Here is a 25,358-nt window from a genome sequence, read left to right as displayed (position 1 = left end):
ATATCCAATTCCCAATTTCAAAACACAAGAACTAATCACGGGGGACTAAACCCCTTCTCGGTAAACAAAATCACATCTACTTGCGAAAACTTTAGTCAACTCTTATAAGTTCCTAATAAATACCATGGATCCCACCCTGAGCTTGGGTGTGCCACAGTGGTGGTGGCCTAAAACTTAGGCCGCGCAGATGGTTAAGGCGGTGGGTCCGTAAACACGCCGGTAATATTGTTTCTTTATTTAAGAGTGTTACCCAAAATCGTATAATAATAACTTTTTTATCGATTATTAAATTCTCCTAAAATACTTTTTTATAGTAAAATAGTAAAAATCAAAAAAAGAACATGTTAAACGTCGATAATGAGTACGGTTCTCGACAGGCCTAGGTGTTTGTTGGAGTAATTAAGATCCACCAAAGCAGACGTGTGTTCCTAACCCGAGCACAGTTAAAACACGACTTAATCATTGAACCGCGGTGATTTAAGGTACTAAAATTGGTTATACCAGATATAATAAATTACAGTAAATGACTTTACCTCAAAGTTTACTTTTTACGATTAAATCGAAGTTATACCCATTTAGCTAAATAACGACAAGAAAAAAATAACTCGTCAGGTGATCAACCCCGTATACGTCGAACGACAAGTTCGGTACCTCCCCAACGAAGAACATTATCATGATGACCCCAGGTCTACACATTCCTACCATGTCGGAGAGGTCGTACATGAACATTCTTTTGTTTTTCATGTTGATTTTGGTGGTGTTGATGATGTTCATGATTTCCCACGACAAGTGTCGTACCTCCCCATCGAGTTACACTATGTAGATGACCGGTAAATTTTACATTCCTGCCATGTGTTAGATGACGAACAAGAACGGTAATTCGGATATCTTGGACTGTTAAACACCTATTCGGAACCACATCGCTTCTCCTCGTTTCTTTTAAAAGTCTATTTTGGACCCACAGCGAAGCAACGTGGGTCCTTAAAAATAATCTGCGAATTTACGCTGAAAGTCACTATAGTTAGTAGTAAACGTCCCTAAAAAATCGCAATAGCTATTGGGTAACGACTAGTAAAAGCCCATTAGACAAAGATGAAGGTCATTTAAGTAACTGATGTAGTGGACGAAATTGAAGTAATATTCGGTAACAAAAAGGAACAGAATCGTTTAGCTGTTCGCGTTGATCTACTCCCCCTAGTAATGCACTGTATCATCGTGTTGGTGTCGGATAAGGAAAAAGTAAAAGTAAAAATCCCCGAAGACGATCTAACTGATGGAGATATAAATTTGAAAATGTCACAACAAAATCTAAAAGATGGTACACTAAAAGTCATGGTTACCGTATTGCAAACCAAAACCGTGCTAGTACTTACTGTATTAGGGTCTATTTGCGCCATCTAGGACTCACAACACGATGAAATTAATGACTCAAAGCCGTAAGACCTACTTGCTAGCATCACATGGGAACTAATACGGTTATTAGTGTGTAAAGTCCATCTATTACACATACATGCCGCGTAACTGAGCGCTTATTATAATTAACTCGGAGTAGTTTGACAAAATCTCAAAAACTTAGAACCCAACATTCACTTATAACTCGGGGACGCCAAGGTGGGCCGGTTATCCGATCTAAAAAATAGGGATTGGTTATTCGCTGCAAAAGTGGGTATACAACTAGTCCTTATTTCTCCTAGAAAAATAAAACAAAATCACGGGTAACTTTATAAAAAAATTGTAACCTTGAACACGTTTGCCGAGGCGGAACTCGTGGTCAATTGCGAAACTGAGCTGGGCTACATAAGTATATCGTTTGGCCATTTTATAAGAGCCGTGGTATGGAAAGTAAGTTTAGTTCTTTTCGTCCAAGTTGGTACTTTAGGAACCGTTCGTAAAGGTATCACGTTGGCCTAAACCCTAACCAATATATTTGGACAACCAAAAATAAGCGGTTTTATGATTAACTAAGTCGGTACTTTACGTGCCGTCTGAGCTATTATTGGCTAAAAAGTCCTACAAGCCGACGGTAGTTACGATTAACTATCCTCAGTGGTTATTCAGGAGGCTTAACAAGTTGGTTCGCCTGTTATAGAGGTGGGTACATTATCACTCGATTTTCGTTATTAGCGAGTGGTTTTACTAGAACTCGAAAAAATTCTATTCCCCAGTAGGTGAAGTTCTGCCAGCACTCAAATGCTAGACCTTCACGGACTATAAGAACCCGTATCCCTTATTTAAGAAGAACTATGGTCAGTTAACCCATTAGTCAGACCGTTTACGAGTATAGTAAAGACTAAACGTAATTACATCAAAGTCCACACATTTCGCACCTCAAGAATTTGTAGATAACACGGAGTTTAGTAAAATTACATAGCGAGTTCATATCACATCGGACCTCTGTCGCTTCGTATTGGGTTTCGAGTAAGTACAGGTCTTAGGGTCCTAAGGAACGTGGCGTGGGTCCGATGGAATTAGAACAATAAGTCCACTTCATAGGTAGTCCGGTTCGAATCGTTATGAAAGAACACGGAGCCGTAAAAATAAGCCCATTAGAAGTGCCTTCACTGGCGGTGCACTAAGTGCGGAACGGTCTCGACGAGAATGTTAATTAAGTCGTAACTCTTATTATAAAGAATCGAGTTATTTTAGAGCTCACTACGTTACGAAGGTTATTATGAGAAGTTAATAAAAAAATGCAAAGTAATAATTAACATCATCTAGAAGTTCCGGCCGGAGTCAAGCGTGATACGGGCGTATTCTACAGTAAAGAGGAGAATTTGGTGCGGTGACACGTAACTAAACCGACCGTGCGGACCGTAACTGAAGTGACCCACGTGAGGTTAATCCTTATACAAGCCTCATAAAGGTACCTCGTCTTTATAGAAAATTTCATGTAGCTCGACGTAACCTTGGGTACTGGTTACGAAGCTCATTACTTAACGAACGCTCCGCTAACCGCGGTACATTTGGCCATTTTCGATGAAGAGGATAGCGCATCTCAGCAAAATTTAGCCACGCCGGTAGTTACAGCCATTCATAAGGAGGTGTGACCATTACACGACGACCGTGATGTCCTTAGTATAGGACTGAGTATAGTTATGGTTACCTATTATCTCAGCGTATTTAAACACCTTTTGCAAACAAATCCTTAAGAAACCTAACTACGCATTATAGTTCTATTTGTATAGGGTAAACTGATGCAAGTTAAAGTGATTTTTAGCGGGCGCGTTGCTGTAGTGCACAACGGTTAAGGTAAACGAGACCCCGTATCACAAAGTACTTGGCAAGCGGACAAAGGCGCAAAAATTCATTTCGCGGAAGTGGTGCGTGGCGAAGTCTCTATTCTTTCAATAAATTTCTCACCACTACGTCATCTCATCCCACCTTAACCATCTTAAGGTACAATGGTTGTGCTCGAGGTCGGGCTATACGGTATCGTTGTGGTAGAGGTCATCGTTGGTACCCTAACCACCATATAGACATCCAAAATGGACGCGGTGGACAACGATTGTGGTGCGTCAAACGATCTTTCCATACTTAAAATAAACGACGTGTTAGGTCTTGTATTCGAGGATTTTAGAGAGGAACTTATAGCCATGCTACACCTACCATCATCCATTAATCCAAATGGCGCTGTACTACGAGTTTTTTTACTTAGACTCCGACAACAACGCGCTCAACTAAGTAACAAACCCACTAACTATTTGGTCAAACTAGCGGTGTCAATTTTTATGCAGCTACGCTTACAGGGGGAAGAAAACGTTCTACTTTCAAAGGAAACGATAGAACGAATTTCACTTGTAATATGACCGGGTCAACAAAATAGTACAGACCCGGAACAGCCTATTACTTAAGCTGCCGCCCGTTTATCGTGTTGGGCAGCGGCCGTTAGTTTCATAGTCTTTATACACGAAGATCCCTCAGAAGACGACTTTTTTGTCGCCGTTAAGGTGGAACTCGTATTGCTGATAACGTGAGTTAGCGAAGCCGGAACGACTAATTTCGTTAAAAATAAGCCCCAACGTCCGACTATTCGACATTCGTTATAACGTCAGGACGGTCGGGACACGGGTATTGTTCTTGTAGTTTAAGTTTCCAAACGGGAACAACACTCCCACACGATGAGTATTTTTACGGAAATGATTGACCCAACGGTCTGGGCATATCAAGAGACCACATTCAAACTAATTAACGAGAAACCGAAGAAGTCCATAGCTATTGAGAACTTATTTAACGAACTCTGAAACAAGTAGTTAAGGTACTGGTGCCCAATTGCTAAAATCGACAAGTATCCGTAAACCGTGTAATATCGCTGCGTAGTACCAAACGTGGCGAAGTCGGTTGTGAAGGGTTAAACGAAAATTTAGAAGGACATTACGTGCGAATAACTAAACATTAAACAGTAATGGAAACCGATTTCTATCTATCCGTTACTCCGATATTCTTTTCCGGTATGGATATAAGGCGTTATGCCATCTCAGGCTATTTAGGGCAACATCAGCGCTAACTCACTCGAATAATCGTTTTACTTATTTGTCCCGTAACCGGTAGGGGTCTAAAGGAAGACGTAAAAGTTTTAGTTACCCTAACTGAAATACTCCGTATCACCTACTTGGTTGAAGAAGACGATGCCAAAAAACAAATTTCATCGGTTCCCTTTATATTGAGGTTTACAGGACACACATTAGCTCGTTATACAACAATTATGCGTGGTATTAAACACTATGAAGACGGTTTGGTAGTACACCAAGCTAAACCCAGCATATCCGTAATTTCCTATTGGGGTTTCTACATTGTTTCAAGCGCGTCACAAACGCGGTTAGATGAAGTCCTATTCGTTGTTATACGCGTAATATTAACGGTTGTCGTGGTAACTTAAATGGTCCTTAGTTCTGAAGTGTATTAACAACAACACCAGAAAACTCTGCCCGTTGCTTTAACTGATTGAGAAAGGGGTACCAACACCCCCAACGACCAACTGGTACACAAGACCTATTGTATCCCTGTAGTCGTACGACGAATGGTTCATCCCATTACGGTGGGTACTAAAGTCGTTCGCATCCAACTTACTGAACCCGCTAACGGACGAATTGGTAATTACGTATTCGATTTAATAACTACAGAAGACTACACGTTCGTTTTACTTATTTACCACATTAACGAAAGTTTAACCGTTCAACGACCTTAAACAGAAAATCTATTATAAGATAGCGAAATTGTAGTACTAAACAAACGAAGAGTTTAAGAAATTAAAATTCTCGGAGTAAGAGTAGTTTTAATCGTTATTCTAATAACTCCTTTAGAAACCGGAAGACTAGGTTACCCCCTTGGAGTCATTAGCGTAATAATCGACGATTTCTAAGTTCGGTCGCTTAAAGATGTCAGTCCGCTATTATTTAATTCCGCTTGAGTGATTTTATTCCTGAGTTTCGGGCACAAAATAATTATATTGCGGGCAGCTAACCCCTCTAGCGTAAATTTCGTCATTCTCAGTATTCATCGATCGGGATTACTATTTCGTGTATATTATAATCTACGCGCTCGTCTACACTTAACTTCATTCCTTAAAATAGTCTTTTAACTATAAAAAAATTATACCAACACATATTACTGAAGTAAAAATTTTTACTTAGCGTCGTAAAATACTTTTGTTAGTAACTTAGTATAGTTCGTCCGGACAAAGTCTTCTTCATAACCCATGTTTTATAATAAAGGCCTTAATAGCATCCCCAACAGCGAAATGGAAACCGATACCGTAAACGATAACGAAGTCCACAGGCTGGTCTTGTCCCATAAATATGTCGCTAATAACGACCAAATTAACACAGTTAATACCCCCCGTCAGCAAATGTTTAGCGACCAGGATGACCACGAAAATAACAACACGAAAGTCCATAGTGTCGTTTTATACCTCAAAGACCAAATGTTTAAAGTTGGTATGAGCGGCCTAAGTACAACGATAAAAAACCGGAACGAGCAAATCCTCCGTAATAATTCAAATATGGACGAGGACACTAATAACCAAAATGACGTCCTTAACCACATCACTAAACCCATCCCGTTACCTTGATGAAAAAACCAGAAGGCAGTCCTCCTTCACCAGTAAAAGTACTTTTTAACACCATAAATAATGTCAGAGAGGGAGTAGAGTTATATTGATGTTGTTAAAATCCGAAAAAGAGTGACAAAAATCAATAAAAAAGTTTGTCCTAAGGGCCCAATTTTGCACAAGGTCCGGGTGAACACCGAGATAACTAGCACTGTCCTAATGTTAGCCAAATAGTAAAAAGACCTCAACGCTGATATCCGAGAGATAAACCACCTTATGGAGTTCCGGATGGTCTTAAATTTAATGGGTCAGACTGTTAGTTATCTTACTAACTCAATTAGCCGGGACGAAAATGATAGCGCTACGAACCACGATATCTCAGCGAAAATAGCCGACAACAACGACTACCATACCGTCCCTGTTTTGTATTAAGTTTAGCCCTCAACCACCCCGTCCCTTATCGTTTGTAGAAACGTGGTAACAAACCGCCCAAACGACGTTGACCGCGATAACGAGCATGTCGCTGTTTATAAGCATTACCCCCGTTATCGGGAAACCGTCCATATTAAGTACGTGAGTGAAATCAAAATTAATAAGAAAAAGACCGCGGAAACCGTCACTTATATGGCGAATGACATAACCGACGTCAAAACAAACAACATCGGACCTTATACTCACTTCATTTTGTAAAATAATTTAATTATGTCACACGAGGTTTTCGCCTACACCACTAAAACAACCATTGGAAAAAAGAATGTCATAAACAACTAAACCATCAGCGACATTTATATCCACATTAGTAACGATATAATTTAAAATATGCCCCATACCGATGATCACAACTTCATGTCGTTTACTGGAGCCTTCTCAATCGAGTACTTAACCGAGCCGTTTTATATCTTTGGAATGGGCTACCTCACAACCAGATACGACATCTTCCTGGAAAAAAGAAACCACGTCGTCTTAGTAAGGTTGTACGAAATCGTCATTGAGTATGACTAGGGTTTTGTAATTAGTAATCTTACGCGACCCATGGTAAATACCTACAATGACCAAATGTTTGGGACCTTCTTTAATAACTTCTAAACGTCCTTGCATTACACTCTCATTAAAATTCACCACGATTAGGAGCACATCTTCTTTTTGACGCATTTCCACCATAATAATTTGAAAACCCGCTGCGTTTAAAAGTGTTTCTTAAAAGAGTTCGAAATTAACGTACATTACGTATTAGAGTGAGCTTGTAGGTCATGAGTACGAGTCCTAATCTATTATGTTGGGTAAATAAGACTCGATACCCATGATTACAAAAGACTGTTTATTTCAAAGATTAAGGGTATTGGCGTGTAAAATTCATTTTACTAATAGTAAAATACCTGAACCCCATCAATACTGCCAGTTTTGTGTATAATAGCTAAATCGTGTGGAACCGTACGTGCTGGACCTTGTCCAACCGCCTTTTTTACGAAGAGAACCTCTCTACTAGTCAGTAAATAGGAGTCGTCCTCATAGACAAGGGCCACCTAAACGTTGGTGACGTCTAAGTAAGTTCCTCAAAGACAGAGTTCTATTAAATCTATTTTTTTAGATACGTTTTGACCGATGGAACCTAGGTCTATTACATGTCGTTAATCGACAACAACCTTTTCTTTAGTCCCTTTACTAGCAATTATGCGGTAAATGAGGACTCAAACTTGCACGGCACGCTCGACGTATGCTTTTTGATAGCGTTTGATATCCGGTACTTTTAAAGTCACATCGACAAGCAAGTAGTCGCTGTCGTCTCCTGAATGGACTACGTAGTAAACGTCCAGTCGTTCTTTGGAAAAATTTGCAGTTTCCTTAACTACTTCAAAACGAGAGTTAGTTTGTACACAAACGTAGTGATAAGTTACTATCTCGTTAGTGGATAGCTTGTGTAGTAGTCAAACGAGTAGTACTTCACCGGAATAGACGTCCATAGGTTGTCTACCACGCATCGCTATACCGCCATTCACCCCACTACAAATGGTACCTATGACTCAGTCCAAAACTAGTTCATCATAAATAATGAAGTAGAATACCAAACCCCCTCTACCAACAAGTTCCTCGACAGTTAGGTCTGCTTAAAATACATGTATTTGGGCCCTAAGTTCGCCCATCTGGCCGACAATAAGCATCTTTAGAGCCATCATTTCGGAACTTTTACCAAATGACACTACTAGGGTCGTTCGTTGTCGCTCAGTTTTGGCATCTCCAACTACGTTTCCTCGCTAATGATAAAAGAAATTGAAGTTCACTCCATCTTTCGAATCGGGCGGTTCGGTACTAATAACTCTTTGTAATACCGGCTGGTTACCTGTATCTTACCCGTTTTCTACCACATTTACCAGTTAATATATAAAACGTTCGAGCCGGACTTTGGCATTTTTCGGCCCTATTATTTGTTTATAACCTTGCGATATGGAATGTTGTTTTCCCATGTCACAATCGACTTCCCGCATCATAGCCCGTTGCATATCCAGTCCCATTCCGTTCTTAATAATTTCTACATTCACTTTACCTAGCACACGTTGGACCACTACACAACTAAAGGCTATACTGCCTAGGACTAACCCTTGGACATTACTTTGCACGACGGCGATAACACTGATTAGCACCCCCGTCTTGTACGGTACGCCGATAATAACGTGCACTTAATCCATAAGGACGACATCAACCTACACCTCTACGGTGCTTTTGGTATGCACTACCACTACTTCACTGGCAGTCAACACGACTTCCCCTGTTGCCGATACAGATACGACCAAATAACGGGATGCTCGTCCATGCAGAACTACATCTTTGGTACGGACTTAATGGTTACTTTCAGTACAACTTACAACCTTTAGGACTTTCTCGCAAATGCAAAGTTAGGTAAGGATTGAGTCCCCATCCAAACCGAGCAGACCTCAAAGATTAAAGGTTATGATAACCATAGGTAGGCGCACGTAATGAACTAAAACTAGTAAACTTTCTATTCCTTAATTTTGTTAAATAAAGACTTTTTTGTCGTCGGATATTAAGAGGTCAGCTTATAATATAACTCGCGGATTTTCTTCCTTAACGCTGTTAACGACGTCGCAAAATAGGGTTTGGACATTAACATGCTAATAGTCTAAAATTTAGATTACTTATACGTTTAGAACAACCGCCCTTGAATATACTCGGCGTACTTCTTTTAGGTTACAACCCAAAATCTCCACGTAGTGCTATACAAAGACTTAGTAAACGTCTCACGAAACGAAATCTTACATTTCGTCAAGCTGCTCAAGCACTTCTTTACCCAAATTGATTGCATCTTCAATACTAAGGCAAGCATGCTTGTCAACGACTCCGTTCATTACATTAAGTTCAAAATTTCGTTGTACCCGAACTCGCTCCATTCGTACCCGATGCCCACTAATACTACACACTTAATGGAAGATTACGTAACGACCGGTTTCTTAAAAATCTCATAAAACTACCCAAGAGATATCCAAGATTACTGAATTGAGTCGACTGTAATCCTAATCTGTCCCTAAGCCCTGATCAACGACGAGTTAAACTACTTGCATTACTTCGTCACTTTCAGAATAACGTATACCGTTAAAGACGAACATTTTTCCGCTTTTTTATGTATCCATAAACACCAGTTCCAGGTAGCCTAGTAGTTCTAAAGCGAGTTACCAATTACTTTCTCCCTTATCTTTCGCAAAGTGAATTGGGACTGAGACAAAATCTTTGTACAAATAAAAACCGTTTCGTTATCGTATCTATCTCATTTACATTGATAAGTTATTCGGACTCGTTTTTTTAGGACAAGGCGTCGAACATCTTAGGTCTTAAAACACCTATTCGACGTCCTATCCTCGTACATCAACCGCACCTGTAAATACTCAATACAATTTAACGACTTCTCCATAAGCTTAAGGTCTGTTAAAGGTTTTCTTAGAAAATCGCTCCATATTTTGTCATTACGCCCCAAATTTTACCACCGAAGATTAACATCCTTGTACAGGACAATACCGAAAACGGAGATGACCCCGACTAGTACAACTAGGCCATCGTAAACATAATGAACCGCAGTGTTGATAAAAAAAGAAACGTTAATAGCCAGCAATATGACGTTCCGCATATTTAGTCGGGTCACAAGAACCACTCAACGAGTATCCTTAAGAATAACCGTTACATAAGATAATAATGCCTAAGGGTAATCGTCAAAATAATGCTCTTCCGAGAAGTTAAAAACTTCGACAATTTCTTCATGATGTCCCCCACGGTAATTTAGTCCGCCAATCAAGCCAGTAAGGGTTACTTTTAATACGTGTTGTTCAACATCCACGGAATTCGCCGGGAGTACCTAGGCTAAAAGAATTTTAACGAATATAACAACTATAAAAGAGTTCTATACCCCAATAAAAGGAGGATAAGTACCAACCAAACCTCTCGAGCTAGCTCCTTTACTTTGTATGTCCGGCACTAAGGCAATAACAGCGAAACTAACCACACTAACGGGGGTACAATAACCCTAAACCATGTCAAATAAATAACTACGGATTACCAAGGATAGTTAGGCTAAATAAATAACGTCGTTGGAACTCACGTTGCTCGTATCCTTATTGACGCGCACAAGAAAGGCTTTACTTTTTTAATGCGTGGTCTCTTCGTTCTTGGTATAACCCACGCCGTTACAATCTACTACATAACCCGGACTAATATAACCGACATCAGTCGAGGAACCATTAATCACCCCGACATCTAGAGTACCAACACAACGCGTAATAACATTCACGATACGATAAAAAACATCCATGAAATAAAAATCCAGGTTAATAAAATGCGTTCCGTTAAGTAAAAAAAGCAAAAGAACTTGGAACCCTTCGTTTTAATAAGTAAAGGAAAGACAAATAGTACTGCGAAAGGACCAATCGAAGCCACGAAGTTGAACGTTGTTAATAGCCACGTAAATGACGCCCTTAGTAAGAAGTACTACTGATAAAACTACCACATGGAAACTCAGTTGTTCTTTTAGCGTCATAAATAGTGAATAATAGGGGTAATCTTAGTTAGGACCGTGGCTACAAAAAATAACATTAACCGTAAGTTCAGTTTAACCTTTCGAAAATAGTAAACTTACATTAACAAAACCGGTGTCCAAATTAATAACGACGCCACTAACCGTTTAATTAATCACCTATACCCCGTGCGTGGGGTTTACTAGCCAATGATTAACCATAGCCATACAATGGAGCGCCGCTTCACCCCAATCAAAAGCGAAGGTAACCGGCTTGAAATCCACAATAAAGACTACTAAATAAAAGACGTTAGCAAAATTACCATTACCACTGCTGTAAATAACGGGGAGAGAATAATTTTTAAGCTATACGGGTCTTTCTATCCTTTTATCGTGTACTTATTGTGAAATAATGTCTATCTCCGGCTCCATTGTGCACGCAATGTACTTCTACATCCACTACCTCTACAATGGCGTTGAAATAATAGACGGCTTGAAGTCCGACTTCGTCTCTAATAAAGAGCTCTCGGTTACCACCATACGCCGGTCGAAACCCAATTACTTCATAAATTAGTTGAACTATTAGTTTAGTTTGATCTTACCGTTCAATCTCTTCCTCTTACCAATCGCCGAGGTAGATGAAACACATGAAATAGACCGAGCCGTTCTTCGTAAAATTGACCACTCGCGTGCCGTAATTTAAAAAATGTTTGAGAAAGGCGATGCCGTTGTGTTTGAATAGTTATGCGTGTTTTTGAAGTACCATGGGTCTGCGCTAATGACCTATGCGCTTTTTGTTAAGGACCTAATTCTCGTCGTGTTTTCATACGCCACTGAACACCTCCTCCAAAATTAGTGGCATACCCCGAAATACTACGATAAAATTAATTTCTTTTAGTGTAATTTCGGACACCGAGACAACGAGTCCGGCAACGAAACCGTTCTTTTTTGTTTTTTTTACAAAATCAACTCCACCTTCAGCTTTGAGACCTACTCAATACACTTCGTTAAACACGAGTAGGACTAGCTTAATACAACCTATTAAAATCAGGTTTTTACGAACTTCTTCGCTAATCTTATTTAGTAGGTTTTGCAACATGAAATCTTCATAGGCCTCCGCAATGAGACCTTTTATAACGATGTTATCCAGTTAATCCACAACTAAAGTAAAGACAACCACGTTAATGGTTTAGTTAAGTACGGTATCTGAATTCGAATGAATAATCCTTTTAAAATACTACGGTTACTATTAAAAATGCCCTCCTCCATGTCGTCCTGTACACCGCGGATTGAACCGTAATTATGTACTCAAATCAGTATTTCCAACCCTTTAACGTATGTAACCAAGACGGTTACCATAACTCTTCGTCTACTAGCTTGGTGAATTTTAAGGTAAAATACCATATTCGTCACCATTTAACGCAGCCATAAAATCAAATTTTTTGAATAACCTAGGTAAATTCTAACATGAACCATAACACGTCAGAAAAAAGAACGAATTATTTAATTTTGGCCTACATCACAAAAGGTTCCCACCAAAACAACGTAAAGGCCAACACCATCCACGCACCAATTTGGCCTAGGGACAACAACGAGTACTTAGGCTATACTCAGGACCTGAGCGATTAGCAGACTCAAAAGGAAAGCAATTATTTTAAACGAACTGAAAACTTCGTCCTTTTTTCGTGAAATTTTTCGTTCTATTTTATCTTCATTGACCATGAGGTTAGGCATTCGTCAACAAACGGCCATCAATGCTGGCACCCGAACTCAATACGCCCAAATTATGTCTCTTTGGAACAGAAAATCGATATCCTCCATCGAACCCTCGTTCAAGATAGTTAGCCTCATAAGCACTCCGTAATGGGGTTAATTGGTTCCTTATAGTTCAATAAGTATATACGCCTTTTCCTTTTAATCTCCGGAGTAATTGATTAGCTTTTCTCATGTTTGTCAAACTTATACGATGACTTCTTAATCGACTAAATAAACGGCGTCGTAGTTAACAACACAGTGCTCGCCCACGATTAAGAGATATACTTTAAAATCGAAATCCTTTCGGAGTATAGAATTAAGGAAATGGTCGACTCCAATCAGCTCCCCTAGTTTAGGTTTTACGTGCGATAAAAGTTTCCGATCCTTAATCGGATCACTAACTTCTAACCAGAAATTTATACCTATGAAATGACGTTTGCAATGTACTTGACCTCTGATTATTTTTCCTATAATTATTATTTTAGTTGCGTGATTTATAATTCAGGCGATGCCTCGTTTAGCATCGATAATAACTCCTCGTTCAAGTACAAGTTAGGCGTTCGTGACATACTTAAGCAAACAGTGGTCACCCTTCTCCTTTATTAAGGATCAAATACACTAATGTATTTTTAAGGATTATTTAGTGGAGTGAAACTAGGACTCACCGTCCTTGTACCTAAGTACCTAGTTCGACATAGGGTATAACGACTAACCACATTCCGAGTGCGAGGATTTCCTTACCACGACCTTTAATACTCCGAGCTTCCTGCATGAGGGAATTAAAAATAGCTTCAGGGACCGCATTAACTGCTTTGACAAAACAACATGCCAGTGGAACTATTTGTTGGCCTTTACAGTCCTACCTTACTTCTAAACTTGGGGACCGCTGGGCACAATTTTCTACCGGCAAATATACCAGCACCACGTCGTCTACTACCAATACGACGTATACGGAGTAACTGACGTTAAACGCGAAATGTCTTAGTTCCCAATGGGTAAGGAGCAACACAAAACTAATAGCTTCGCACACTTCTCTCACCATCAATACTGGATGGAATAATATAACTTGTTAATTTACTCGCCTAACCATTTGGATTCGATCAATAAACGGAACTAAGGCCGCGACCTTTAATGCTTGTTAATACCTACTGATGAAGCAATGCTCCTTTAAACCAGCCACTTAACAGTCAACTTGAGTAAGTTCTTCCTCAAGTAAGCCCCCGACGTTCACCATAATAACGTCTGTCAAAAGCTCAACGCGCCGTTGATTAATCAGCATAACTTCTACTTCGAAGTCCTCTTCACTTTGGTAGGCTCAACATGACACTATAAGGACTTCTTGCTTATTTTGTTCGTCTCGTCACACGGGTCCAAAATCCTCTAAGACAAATGTGTCCCAAAGGGGACGTACTTCCTCAACTAGGCCATTGTTGCCTATCTTTAGTTAACTAAGATTTAGCCTGTACCTCTGGCCGTAACTGACAATGGCCTCGACTACCAAAAGGACGATATCGTTTGCGACCTTTACAAAATGCAGGTGTGTGGCGTGATTTTAATAGATACGCAAATGGTGGAAATCATCTAGGATTTTAACGTCGTTTTCACTACGTTCTCCATAATTGATTTCTTGGAGGAATAGCACGATTTCACTCAAAATGACATCCACTACCGAGCGGCCCTACCTTACGCGGACTTGAACGAAGGACCAACCTTTTTCGACGACTACAGCGGAGTTACTGAATGAAACCTTTTGGTCGACGTATAAACCCTCTTCCCCCCTGATAAGGAAAATACCCTTACAATCCATTCTTTAAAGGACTACGTGTTAAGTACTAATGACCTCAAAACCCTGGAGTCAGGTTACGGGTACCAGGATTACTCAAGAACGTGAATCTATACCACTCTTTTAATTGACGTACACAACGAATACATGAAATAGTACATTCAATTATATAAAAATTCGTCGACGAAAAGAGGTATACCTCCTCTCACTTTGAGGGAGTGGGATTGGGAGAGGGTACTACCCTCTCCCGTAAGAACCGCACATCGTGCAATTTTCGTGTCGTTTTTGTATTACAGGGTAAAAGGGAAGAAGGGATCCCCTCTTCCACGGGCACCCCGCCTACTAGGCTTTAAAAAGTCAGTGTAAGTTCGTTTTAAAAACAATGAGGAACTTGAATTTCGTTTTTTTAATTTTTTGGGAGAGCTGTCCGTCGAGTTAAGAACCCTATGAAAAAGGCCGAGACCTTGCTCGGTGAATCAGGTTGTTAATCCTCTTTTAATACTTTCGTTTTAAATAACGATGACAAAACAGTAAGCGTCATCAATGAAAAAGACGGGTACGTCAGCAAGGGTTTCTTTGAAGACAGTTTTTGTTCGGGGGACACCATTAAGTATTTTAACTAGAGTTGAGCCGACTAAATAGTTGCGAATGACCGAGTCAATTTCCGTATCCTTCTTTCGCTCGACTTCGGTAGTAACGTATAGCATTTTCAGTAGTACCAAAATTTAGAAACCTTCTCGAACGACTCCACTTCCCGAATCCGGTTGCAAAATACTGACGCTTAGCTCTATTTAATTTAGTCCACAAACAATAATTATTTTATCTTATTTTCAGTATCATTTAATCTCCTAATGAAAATACAGTGACAACATACGTAATAATCATGTTGTCACTGTGCACTTAATTTAAAAAATCTCATGAACAAGTCCATGAAATTAGCGAAGGTTTAGTTAAAAATTTACTGATTAAAGCGAGAATTTCTTACATTTTGAACAACGACGAGCTTAGCCTTATTTGGGGGAAAATACTACTTAACGAAATTCTTCAAATGGCTATAGTGAAAGAAATGGAAAAAGAAATAAGTTAAGTAGTAAATAAACAACAAGTCTGTTACACCGATTAAATAAAAACAGAAGTTAGCTGTCGACTACCTTACGACAAAGTTAACGGAGTTAAAAGAATACGCCTAGTCTCCTCTTTTTTGGTCGAGCAAGATTTTAAGGGAATAAATGACAAAGTTATTACGGTAATTAGAAAAGGTTAGCGAATTAAAGTCACTTATAAAGACTATTTGGAAAAAATAGCAATGTAAATTAATAAGCAACGAGATATAACGAACAGAGAAGACGTAAATTTGCGTTAAAAGGTTCCCGCTACGTATCTAGTTCAAAATAAAATAGTCGCCCATTAAGCTGAACGACATAACTTGATAAACGATGCACATTACCAACAACCCGAAATTCGTTATTAAGAAACTCAACTTGTAAAAGAACGACGTTCTTGAGATTGACTCGAAATTCTAGGTAGTTTAGCCTACGTCCGAGGAACTAAACGAAGGGAAGAAGATAAGCGACTTAATTACTTAATATAAAAACAACATTTCTGAGGTTAAGACTAAATTCAGCTGATCAAAGCCCCGATTGAAGTGAACTACTAAAAAATCAAACAACGACATAGAGTTCAACAACTACGTTATTAGGTAAAAGAGCAACGTTCTGAAGATAAACTAAAAAATCAAGTTCTTATCAAACGAGCACCAAGACACGTCTTTAGTCCGAAGGAAAATTGAGAAGTAAAAGAGAAACTTGTAAGACATTAAACGAGAAGTCGACAAGTTTTCGCCATGAGACGAGAACTTTTCGCTATGAAAAAACGAGATAAAGAGAAAAAACGAAAAGTTACCAAAGAAATCTACACCTGAGCTGAAAAAGATCAGCGAGTTCGAGATTTGGGACAAGACATTCGAACGCAGAACGAAGTAGTCGTAGTTCGAATTGAACGAGTATAAGAACAACATCCTAAACATCAACTGCTAATCTGAGGAGATTTCATTAGTAAGAAACTCTATTAACAAGGACACAGAAAACATTGAGAAGGGATCTTCGTCTATCAAGGAAAAAGTAAAATAGATTTCGCCGAACGGTAACTCACGGTATTTGAAACTATTCAACTCATTCCCCGTACCGAACATTACGACGCCGTAAGAGTCCTAGAAATAGGTACTCTCAAAAAGATTTACGTCTTTATATGGCCAACTAAAGGAGAACTAACGGAAGACCTTTTGGTTCTCGAAGTTTTCAAAGTGATTCTTGAAGAACTACAAAAGACCGAAGACGTCGTTTAAGAAAAACACGAAGTACTGCCCGTAATCGATAAGGTTTCGTAACAACTGTATCTAAATCGCGACCAAAATATAGAAATTCTTTGAACACACGAAGAAGACGGAACGGGAAAAAATTTTCTTATTATAGAACGTTCGAAACGAGTTACCGAAATACGTAACTCCAGGTAGCGTTTAGCTAGGGCCTTCAGGCACCAACGAATGGGTTAAAAAAACGAAGTCGATACAGACGGAAGAGGAGAAGTCCATTCTACGATTTTCCTCAAGCGTACTTTAGTTGATCCGATTCCTAACTTAGTTCCTCCAATAAATGAAAAAGACGTATGAACCGAAACTTGTAAAGGAAAACAAAAACTCCTCCATACAGAAATTTATAATCTTCAAAATTATATCAAAATACGAAAACCCTCCCCCTGGGTAGCTCTGACAGTTTTTTAACAAAACCACATTTAAGAACCCCTTAATTACCAAATTGTTTTCATACGTGATGGAGTTAAACAAGTAGCGAATTAAGTTGTTAACCGAACAATAATTCGCAATAAGGATTTGCATTTATTCGCGGATTGTTACGCCTACGTAGTTAACGACGAAACGGTACAACTCCCTATACTTCAGCGACCAGAGGAACGTCCGAATATTTTAATCGTTATAAAAGGTAATGGAAACATATAAGCTGCAACAGAAACGGAAATAATCAGCGAAGAAAATTTTTACTTTTTTCCAACTTTTCTTCAAATGGGTAATTTAGTCCAAGTGGTACCCAGGTGACGCTATTAAGTAAACTAAAATTTGACCACCCGTATTATTTATTTTTGGAATCGAATCAAGTAAATACAGTCCTGTCTATCATATATTATATTAGTTTTACTAATGTTTTATATAAAATTTACCTTTTAACTTAGTATTATTATTAAACGTAGTCAAAATTTTAACATTGAAACTTATTTATTAAATATTAATCAACTAATAAAACTAACGACCTACATGTATTTATCATAAATTTCAACAAATAAAACAAAAGTAATAAATAGTTTTTAACTTTTAAGAGAAGTACATATTTTTAAGTGACAAATTAAAATTTAACAACACATTCTTGACAGCTAAAAATAGGTTTAAATCATATTTCATCGCGTTTTTTTTCTTACCCTATCACGCCGAATACAAGTCTTTTAATTCCCCGCACAAGAGGTTACTAAATAGCTAACTAAACCCCTGTCGATTATGTAACTAAATACACTCTCTATTTCCCTAACAAGATTTACTTGGGAGACATCAACGAAATGCATTACTTAGTCCTGTTTTTGCACAACGGCGACATCCGGAACTTCGCTTCGCGTACAACCCTTCTTGGGGTCCTTTGTAGTTACGGTAATCTGGTTACTTTCTACCTCACTAACGACTGAAAAAACAATGACTTTTTTACGACGTCGTAAAGTAAGTATTTCAAGTACTTTTATTTAAGAATGCAGGTTCAGGTGCTCAAAATCAAACACAAGGAACACCAAGGTGTGTTCATCTTGCAGCACGCTAAGCGCTTAGTCGTTACCCACGACCACGAGCGCTTCATAAAGAATAACTTCTCGGATACCGTCGACGAAATCCCAGACCTTACGGTCAACTTCTTCGGTCACCGAGATACCAACACCTATATCCACCACCATGTTGCCTTCAACGCTAATAAAGGAATTCACCTTATCAAATAGTAGTTAGGCAAGCATAGCCACCGCTATTCAAACTACTACGCTAACATAGAATACATGCAGCATTGATACCGTGTGAATAACCCCTTTGATGACGTCTTGCGTAATTCGTACTTTAACCGAGTCGGAAGGGTTCGGCGCTAAATAAACTTTAACTTCAAGCGCCGTCTTTGGAACGACTTCCACAAGGGGCATCAAAATAAAACTGATCGCGTCTTTAAAATCTTCGTGACGTTCTTGGCAATAGGCCATAACAACCACGTCACTCTCGGCGAGATCTTAATCGAGGTGGACTCAACCGTCGACTGTAACGACTCGCCCCATACCAAAATTGACCTCCACCACGAGACAACTTTTTGTATCTATGAAACGAGTACCTTCTTTGACCAAATGGACATAATTAACGACTTCTAGGCGACTGGACACATCGTGCACCACCACCATTTCGAAATCTTTGGTACCTAAATGCGCCGCCACTAAAGGAGAGTTGTCTTATCATGCATATTGTCTAATAAATCATCTGCGCCCATGTCAAGATATCCTAAACACGAGCGAGAACAGAAAAGACAAAAAAACTACAAGAGACTAATGGTAATAGCAATAAATCTATTGCACGCATCACCAAAAAGGGAACAACAACGAGGAAACGTTATGCGTCATCTAATAGGACATGCGCAATAACCGACCCATGTCAGCGACCAATCGCGCTTTTTTCGAAATTAACGACTTTTATACGTTAATGCGATAGTCGTTTGGTACAACCTTCGTCTCAATGTTTTTAATTAGTATTATGTTTTTCTTTTGAGTGTTAATTTTCTTAACGAGGAATGGAGAAGTTTTCGTCTGTACTCACGTTACCGCCGTGTTTAAGAACGACAACTATGCTCGTTAAGTGCAGTCTATCAATAAAATTTATTTCCTTTTGCGCTACCGCGGATACATCCTGTTGGGCAAAATCTGCGATTTCCGCAATACCCCGTTTAACAACTACAACCAGGATATTGTTCATGTCAGAATGAATAAAGACTGAGATTCTCGCGACAAGGACACGCGTTATTAGCGTGCCCCCTCGCGCGTTAAGAACAACCTTGTTTACTATATCTCTTTAATAGAAATTAATTAAATGGGTTTTGAAGCAGCTAAGTAGGACCGCTACATGATCAATGAAGTCCAAACCTATCCGTGATGGGACTTCCAATGGGACACCCCTCACACCTTCTTCACTTATCGTAGGGACCACTTCTAAAACAATTCCAATTTCATTTTGGACAACGTGATGAATTAGCATTAGCCAACCATAACGACTATACCGTTCTACGCCTCGTTCTCGTCAATTTATGTGTTTAATTACTTGCAAATTTACGATTCCTCTGATACACTACTCTTTAGAAGCGTATGCAAATAAGAACCCTAAATAACAACGAGAAGAAAACAGATATAACGGATACGGACTTAATTAGAGACGAAAATCTGGAGGGACCCAAAATAATGAGCACGAAATATATCTCATAAAAAATGGCCCATTGAAATCTGACTGATGTAATGACAAACACCCTAATAATAACCTACAGAATAACCGTTGCCATTAACCTCTCGTAAGTAAACGGAACAATAACCACTGGACCTAACGAAGGTCGTTTAGTTCTGCTAAAGTTAAAAAAAGGTACTACGTCGTTTAGAAGAACTAACCTAAGAAAACAGAAAATATGGTTAGCTAATAGAGAAATTAATGTCGAGAAGAGCCAAAGTTGATATCAAATAAGTACGGAAATCGATCGCGTAACCATCCTTACAAACAGACCGGTACCTAAGCGGACGAACCACTTCTATGGAACGATTTTGCAGACCAAATAGCAATTCAGCAGTAGGGTTCCGTTGCTTCCTCGGACGTAGAACAGTGACATGATATCGTACCTCTTGGGACCAACTTAAGGGTACGGCCAGCCCAATAAACTTAACTACTACATAATAAGCCATGAGTGGTCCAACATTTAAGAGATTAAAGGTCAGTGGTTAAACTACCGCTTGATTAGAATTGCATCCTTTGGGTTAACGGCGTCAGTAAAATGCTTGAACTACTAAAAAAGGAAGAAAATTTTATTAAAGGTCGGTTGACCATCCTTATAAAAAGGCCTTCGCTTATCCTCCTTATGCACCGGTATTAACTCCAAGTAGTTAGTCAGACTGAAGCCGTCCATTTTTCGATTATAGGAATTCTTGATTTGGAAAAAATTCTCCTTGATTTAGATCAAGTAATCCATACGGAAGTTGAACTTGGGTTATTATGAAGGCAAATAACTTAAACCCTACCCAATCGACTACAACATCCCGAGGTACTAAGCAATTATTATTGTCCGGAAGTGACAAAAATAGATTGGCAGGACGACGCATTTTGGGGCCAAATAATTATTTTCGTCAATTACACACAAGGCCTCGTAGTGGTCTCTTAACCGACTGCTGTGGTATTCCAAATAAGTTATTATATTAAAGACCGTAATTCGTACTATATTTTGCTCAAAGATCAGACGAATATCATCCTCAAAAGGTGTAATACCCGTTAAGATTTTAAGTTAAGTAACAAAAACATCCAATTAAGAATATGTTATTGCGTTTTTAATATGAAATACCACTTTTAACAAATACTTTATGTGTTAGAACCAAAGAGAGAAAAAAACAGTTAAATGCATACGCTACTTAGTATAACATTACCAACCACTACTTTTTCAACTTTAATTCGTGTAACACCCATCTCCATTCTGGAAACAAGTGAATGTGGTATTACTTGTTTGGCGAAATTTTCGTCGAGTCCGACATTAGGTCTTCCTACCACCTCCAGAATAACGAAATCATGTAAGGCCACCAGCGTTATAACAGAAAGTAAATTTATTGGTTGCAATACTCAAACTAGGTTTAGCTTAAAAATGTCTATTACCCTAGTTTTTTTGCGAAAACGTCAAACCAGTTATATTAGGCGTCCGTGTAGTCCTTCATTTATTCAACCGTTTATTTTATTTTGTCAATGACGGTTTCCCCTTTTATCAACGACAAGTATTATTAAGTTGAATAAGTGAATTTCTAATAAATGGTCCTTTGTGAGACCTTTTTCTACGTGTCCGCTATGTGTACTAAGGCCTTTTAATAAAGGCATTAAAAATAAATCAGTGGTTTTAATTACTAAAAGAAGCAAATTTTTCGTTTCCGATGTTACCTTAAAACGTTTTTGGAAGACGTTGTCTACTACCTAGTAACAGTTATATAGAACGTTTTTTACTGATATAGTTACAACTTCGTCCTATACTAGTTGAACAACTCGTCTAGTTTTACAACGTTGTACGTATCATTTGTAAGTTCGTATCTGTTAATTTATTTTTACCATGAACCCTAAGGTTAGATAGTGTACGATAGTAACGGAAAAGAGATTAAAATGCCTCAACAGTTACTGTATGCTATTTTAGTTTCACGGAAGTGTACCACTCCGATAATGTCAACGACGACTAGACAGTGAAGCACATGGATTATTAGGGTAATAAGGAAAATAACTTCCTCTACCTTAACCACAACTACATTGGGGCGGTTACTAAGCTCAACAACTACGACGACAACGTTTTCGTATACCGCTATTCTCTTTTTAACGGACCTACCTTCATATACGGCCGCTTTTTCGTTGATTTCAAATACCACGACTAGTTACCAATGGATTTCTTTGAAATCTACGCTACTTTTTTATACAACAAAGCTAATTTCCGGGGGACTGTTGAGGTCAACCTCCGCCTTAAGCGAGTGAGTTGCAGCGATAAGCAGTTCTTTACCTAGAAATATGAACAAACGCGGGTTAAGCTATAAAATGGCCGCAGGGTTCAGGTGAATTTCTTGGACTCTTTTGGCTATACCAATAAAAATCCCTTTTGAGACTCCTATAGATACGACCATAACTTACCTTCCGACTAAGAGGTCTTCGATTCTTTCACTAACTTAAGAATTATTTCCTATACCCACAATTTTTTTAGGCAAAAGGGCTCTTAACACCGTATCCGTAGTTTGGTCAAAGATTTCTTCCTTGCTACGCAAACCATTCTCGGCGTTAGGTTATACGTTAACTATTACTGGCGGTATGTCATTGAAACCAAGTATTTCCGTTATAATACTTCAAATGACTTCCACGTAAATTTCTAACCCCGATAGTTCAACGTGCACTACAAAAACCACGGTTTCTTATACTTCCACCAGGAACCTACCTTAAGTTCTTAGGTTTTTGACCGTTCGTTTAGTAGTAGTTACTACATTAACGACTACGCAAGAACGTTGTTTAAGAAAATTCTGGCCTTCTAATATCGCATTAACGATGTGAATTGAATTTGCCACTAATATAAAGACTACGAAATCGACGGGTTCATCCGCCATAACCATAGCGAGGTCCACGGTTATATTCACTACTACAACGACATAAACTTCGTTGTGTACCTTGTCGTGGTTTTATACGTCCTTTCTTATTTCATTTGGGACCCAGATAATAAGATAGACGACTTTACTACAATGCAGTATACCCTACCTTACTTCGTCGACTAAATTAATAGTTTCCGTACGTTCGACGATAGCGTCGATTTTGTCACTGGATACTAAAACTTGCACCATACTCGCCTCGTTGAAACCACTCGTCGAGACCGAAACCTCTACTTTATTAATTTGTATACATTTAGCATACCTACTTTACATCGGAGTCATTTTACGTTATCTTCAATCCTAATAAAGGTTAAAACATAAAAGTAGTCTCCGATGAAGGTATGGTAATGTTAAATCTGGAATTTACTTACAATAGATTAGTTATACAAAAACTAATAAAGTTTCTGATTAAAAAAGTAATTTTTATCTACTAAAATGACCGGTTTTCACGCATCCCTCAGATATTTTTATCATATCTCCAACATACAATACTCGCCCGTTTTAGATCTCCTTTAACATTCCGTATTTCAGCGACTTGGCCTCAATTCGTGCCTTTTGTCTGACGGATCTTTCATGTTTCATCACAACGAGTTACTACTAATATGTGGATACCTAAAACATCAACTCCATGACTTCGTAAAAAAAGTGGATTTACTTCTTTAACGGTAAGTCCACTACAATGTCCAAGTATAGGTTCCTTTTCCGCACACACCCCATAAATGTGCTCTATATCGTCTTTGTTTTCATCGTGACCATTTACTTATGCGGTCTTACTTAGTCGTGGGTAACGATAGGTCGTACCTTGGGCTCATTAAACGACACCCGACTTCTCCTCGTTGCTGTTACAATTTATTTCTTGAACTTAAGTGGAACTTAAATCGGAAGTTCCTTCGTTTTCTCTTCGCAGTACTTAAATACTGTCAACTCGTAAACAACAACAGTAACGAACTATTGGGTCGCCGTCCTTCACATAACGTTCGAACACTACGTTTATAACTTCGTAATGCGGCGCTAAATTAACTTAAGTAACTACTTTGCTGAGGGTCTTAAGGACTTCTACTTAACCTATCTCTTTGAGTTGGATGTGAACCAAAAGTTGCACACAACGTTGCACGACATAAAGTACAAGTTAGACGTCCTTTTTGACTTCATTGACCACGATTGCAAAATCGTCGTTAAAAATCGCTTGTTCTTTCAGTTCGTCAAATAAAAAATGCAGCACTTTTGTAATGTGCCGAACTACATTAATTAATATAGAGAGTACCTCAAAGGTTCATAGTTTTGTTACTATACGTGCTTTTGTACTTGAGATACCTTCTACTATACTCGAGTAGTCTCCCATTACTTAGTGGAGACCTTTCAATAACATGCTTGGAGTTGGCTGCACGCTTTGTTCCTTTCTAACTAGGCAACTAACCTGCAGTACTTCTTTATGTCGCATGATAAGTCCATAATACGGCTGCAGCTTTTTTATTAGGTAACGAACAGCCGCTTCGGCCCCATCCATTTTGACGTTAGCGACTTCCGAATCGAGCTGCGTAACATCTACCACTTTATGGGCTGCGCTAGGCACTAACACAACAGATAAGGGAACTGAATCCACGAAACGAACGACCTTGGTTTATAGCACCACTAAAACTTTTTGCCAATTTCCGCCACAATTTTGTTAATCCAGTTGTTCTACCACGGCATAACAAGTAACTACTTTAAGTATGTTAATAACCACGACCTCGACGTAGTCCACCACAATACCTACGTAGATTAGATTAATTTGGGAACAACCGTTTGCCACTCGATTTTACATAACCAAGATGTTGCATAGTCCTTATGGCTCCATAAAAACTTTTTCTATCTCGAAATCGTTCTGCAAAGGTTTTTTAACTATATGGACTTGGATGTCATCTACTTTGAAAACTTTATAACTTTCCCAATTTTCCTGCTAATCTTCTCGTAGTACCACACTTTAAGTGATAAGGACGTGATTTTCGTCGACGACTTAATAGACGTTTTATGTAGTTACTGGCTAAAAATGGACTATTTCGTTAGCTACACCAACTGCTCCGTCCGCGGATAGTCTTAAATAATTGCCGCTCATTTGCGTTCTTTTAGTAATCACAGTGGCTTTAGCTCTCACAACAACGTTTTTAACGTGCGTATGGATAGTTCTTTCATAGACGAGCACTATTTCTATGCAATGCATTAAATCTTGCACTAAACTTTGAGAATCAGATACCCGTTCTAGTTCGCTAGTGACGCAATCGAAGACGGTAATTTAATCC

At 38.8% G+C, this 25,358-nt stretch carries 2 protein-coding genes; one reads left to right on the top strand and one right to left on the bottom strand.

Going from position 1 to position 25,358, the window contains the following annotated elements; translation table 11 throughout:
• Positions 1-1,119 precede the first annotated feature (1,119 nt).
• The gene (locus tag DGG96_RS09505; RefSeq protein WP_110142488.1) at positions 1,120-1,401 is read left to right on the top strand and encodes a hypothetical protein; all 282 of its coding nucleotides are present in this window, start codon (positions 1,120-1,122) and stop codon (positions 1,399-1,401) included.
• 7,914 nt (positions 1,402-9,315) lie between these two features.
• Here DGG96_RS09505 and DGG96_RS21310 read toward each other — a convergent pair.
• A complete protein-coding gene (locus DGG96_RS21310) occupies positions 9,316-9,450 on the bottom strand; it encodes a hypothetical protein (RefSeq protein WP_276309319.1) in 135 nt (44 codons plus the stop codon).
• Positions 9,451-25,358: the final 15,908 nt, after the last annotated feature.

Source organism: Legionella qingyii, from assembly GCF_003184185.1.
Note: the sequence above shows the minus strand (reverse complement) of the source record. Positions and strands in the feature narration are given on the sequence as shown.

Bases quoted from the DNA above. Each gene is read 5' to 3' on its own strand.
- DGG96_RS21310 (WP_276309319.1), bottom strand. From the start codon at position 9,450: ATGGAGCGAGTTCGGGTACAACGAAATTTTGAACTTAATGTAATGAAC.